At 43.4% G+C, this 3641-nt stretch carries 3 protein-coding genes; 1 reads left to right on the forward strand and 2 read right to left on the reverse strand.

What is annotated here, in order from left to right:
- The first annotated feature begins 54 nt into the window (after positions 1 to 54).
- Entirely contained in the window at positions 55 to 654 is a 600-nt protein-coding gene (locus F8S12_RS14120) for a 50S ribosomal protein L25/general stress protein Ctc (RefSeq protein WP_196516890.1), read from the forward strand.
- 122 nt (positions 655 to 776) lie between these two features.
- On the opposite strand, the gene F8S12_RS41645 is transcribed toward F8S12_RS14120, so the two are convergent.
- Positions 777 to 905, reverse strand: a complete 129-nt coding sequence (locus F8S12_RS41645) for a hypothetical protein (protein WP_269144815.1) — start codon at positions 903 to 905, stop codon at positions 777 to 779.
- A 96-nt stretch (positions 906 to 1001) separates the two neighbouring features.
- The coding region (locus tag F8S12_RS14125) for a CHAT domain-containing protein (protein WP_196516891.1) at positions 1002 to 3641 on the reverse strand (2640 nt) is incomplete at its 5' end.

Consider the following 3641-nt stretch of genomic DNA (forward strand, 5'->3'; position numbering starts at 1 on the left):
ACTCCCCACTCCCCACTCCTAACTCCTAACTCCAATTAACAACTAACAACTTCTATGGCTCTCACAGTCGAATGTCAAAAGCGACCAGAAGGTAGCAAGCCCAGAGCTTTGCGCCGTTCTGGAGAAATCCCAGCAAATTTGTACGGCCACAAGGGTACAGAGTCAATTTCTTTGACTATTAATGCCAAAACTGTTGAACGCTTGCTCAAAAGGGCTTCAGTCAACAACACTTTGATTGATCTAAACATTACTGATATACCTTGGCGGGGCAAAGCCCTGCTGCGAGAACTTCAAATCCATCCAGCAAAAGGTACCCCTTACCACCTCAGCTTTTTTGCGGTTGCTGGTCACGGTGACACCACTGTAGGAGTTCGGTTGCGTTTTGTCGGCAATGCTGTTGGTGTTAAACAAGATGGTGGTGTGTTAGACACCGTAATCAGCGAATTGCAAGTAAGTTGTGCGCCTGAAAACATCCCAGATGTAATAGAAATCGATGTCTCTAACCTGCAAATTGGAGACAGCTTGAGTATTAGTGATATTCCCTTTCCTGAAGGTGTAACACCATTAGCTGAATTGGAACGCCTTGTTGTTAGTGTTTTGCCACCGCAAATTAGCGCTGCTGATGCTGAGGCAGAAACTGCAACGGCTTCTTAAGCTAGGTAAACTATGTAATAATTTTTGATGATACCAGGGGGAAACTCCTGGTTTTTTTGTATTTAGAAAACAGTAGGTTGGGTTGAGGAACGAAACCCAACATTTTCGGTGGTTTGTTGGGTTTAATTTCGTTCAACCCAACCCAATACGGTTCGGTTAAAACAAGAGACGCGATAAATCGCCGTCTCTACAATAATCAATCTTTCATCGTGACGGCGATTTATCGCGTCTTTCCCATCTAGAATTTTCATCAAAAAACCTTAACCGAACCGTATTGCAACCCAACCTACGCAGTTTATCGTATTTGACTCACCATGATAGCGGTGTGTTATGGCTTACGAATTACTTTAACGTGCATCGCCAATCAAGACAAATGGCGACCAATAAAAAGGATGGCGATCGTCTGCGATTAACTTTAACTTAGCTTTTTGCAAAGCTTCACCTTTGGTCATACCCTGCTTGAGATTTTGATAAAATTCAACCATCAATTGCTGAGTTGCTTCATCCTCAACCGCCCACAAACTTGCCATCACTGCTTTAGCACCAGCCCGCTCAAATATATAAGCAACTCCTGCAATTCCTACGTCATTAAAATTAGTGTTTACAGCAGTTTGACAAGCACTAAGAGTAATCAGTTGTGTGCCTTGTAGCCCTAAAAGAGCAGCATTAGCAATGTCTAAGGTCTTGTCAGCAAATAGTAATGTATTATTTTTTAAATTGACTTGTTTACAATCTTCAGTTTGGAAACAGCCGTGAGTTGCTAAGTGCAGAAAGGAAAAGCGTAATGCTTGGGATTTAAAGTTTTCCAGAGTAGCTTTATTGTTGATATAAACTTCACTGTCTGGCAGTATTTCTTTAATCTTTGTGACTTCTGTCTCTGCACCTGGGAGATTTTGCGGATCACGGTTTACTGGATTACCAAATGCTAAAACAGCTTGTGGTTTGCGGGGTACAGCATTTTGCACACCTGGAGATTTTAGCGAATTATTAGAAATGCGAGTGAGATAGTTGACAGGATATTTCTGGATCAGAAATTGGTCGGTTTTACTGTCGTAAAGAGTCTCAAAAGGTAAATGGCGCAGTTGACCAGTAGCAATAATGCTCAGTTGTTTGGGTGATGAAGTTTTAATTTTGTCTTCGACGGGACGAATGAGAATATCATAAAGTTTGCTACCTGTTTCAGTGAAGTTAGCATCACTGTCATCTTGTACCTGTTTTAGGTAATCGGCAATAAGTTTATTAAATTCAGTGGGGTTAATAGATTTTTTAATAACGCTCAAGTGACCTTTTGTAAAGATAAAAAAGGCAACGTTATTAGGCATATCTTTCACATTAGTCAGCAAGACAGGTTGGACTATAACCGTTCCTGCGGGAATGGAAGATGTCAGATTTTTAATATCTGCGGGTGTAGTTTCAAATAGTTCTGCTACTTCAGGAAAACGGCGAGAGATACTTTCGGCTTCTAAATAAACTTGTGCTTCTAATTGCCGAATTTGTTGGGGTAGGCTTTCGGGGCTATCGCCTTGCAGTTGTTGTCGCAAGGATTCCAATTGTTGATTTTTTTTACTCCAGTCGTCAATGGCTTTCTGTGCTTCTGGGTTGGCAACTTTGGCATTAATGAGGCGAGTATAATCAGCAAGTTCAGCTGTGGTGAATAGGTTAACCCATTCAAAAGCTTCAGCATATTTTTTTTGATTAATAAGGACATCTACTAAAGCAGTAGCATATACATCGTTTTCCTGTAAAAACTTTTGGCGATTTTCTCGTTGCAAACCCCGGCGCATTTCTAAGCTTATTTGAAGAGATTGCTGCAAATTAGTAATGGCTTCAGTTGGTCGATTTGTACTTTGAAAGAGTACACCAATATTACCCAAGGTGTTAGCCTCACCAGCGCGATCGCCCACAGCCCGTCTTAGGGGCAGAGCTTGGTTGTAAAAATCGAGTGCTTTTTGCTTTTCTCCTAAAGCGGAGTAGACTGCACCGATGTTATTGAGTGTGACAGCTTCACCAGTGCGATCGCCTACAGCACGCCATAGGGGCAGAGCTTGGTTATAGAAATCGAGTGCTTTTTGCTTTTCTCCTAAAGCGTCGTAGACTCCACCAATGTTATTGAGTGTGCGACCCTCACCAGTGCGATCGCCCACAGCCCGAATAAGGGGTAGAGCTTGGTTGAAGTAATCGAGTGCTTTTTGCTTTTCTCCTAAATCGTTGTAGACTTTACCGATGTTATTGAGTGTAGTGGCTTCACCAGAGCGATCGCCCACAGCACGCCATAAGGGCAGAGCTTGGTTGTAAAAATCGAGTGCTTTTTGCTTTTCTCCTAAAGCGTCGTAGACTAGACCGATGTTATTGAGTGTGCGAGCCTCACCAGTGCGATCGCCCACAGCCCGAATAAGGGGTAGAGCTTGGTTGAAGTAATCGAGTGCTTTTTGCTTTTCTCCTAAATCGGAGTAGACTAGACCAATGTTATTGAGTGTAGTGGCTTCACCAGAGCGATCGCCCACAGCACGCCATAAGGGCAGAGCTTGGTTGTAAAAATCGAGTGCTTTTTGCTTTTCTCCTAAATCGTCGTAGACTTTACCGATGTTATTGAGTGTGCGAGCCTCACCAGTGCGATCGCCTACAGCCCGAATAAGGGGTAGAGCTTGGTTGTAGAAATCGAGTGCTTTTTGCTTTTCTCCTAAAGCGGAGTAGACTGCACCGATGTTATTGAGTGTAGTAGCTTCACCAGTGCGATCGCCCACAGCACGCCATAAGGGCAGAGCTTGGTTGTAAAAATCGAGTGCTTTTTGCTTTTCTCCTAAATCGTCGTAGACTTTACCGATGTTATTGAGTGTGCGAGCCTCACCAGTGCGATCGCCTACAGCCCGAATAAGGGGTAGAGCTTGGTTGTAGAAATCGAGCGCTTTCTGCTTTTCTCCTAAAGCGGAGTAGACTGCACCGATGTTATTGAGTGTAGTAGCTTCACCAGTGCGATCGCCCACAGC

Origin of the sequence: Nostoc sp. WHI (assembly GCF_015714725.1) — a bacterium.
In the GTDB taxonomy this organism is placed as follows: Bacteria; Cyanobacteriota; Cyanobacteriia; order Cyanobacteriales; family Nostocaceae; genus Nostoc.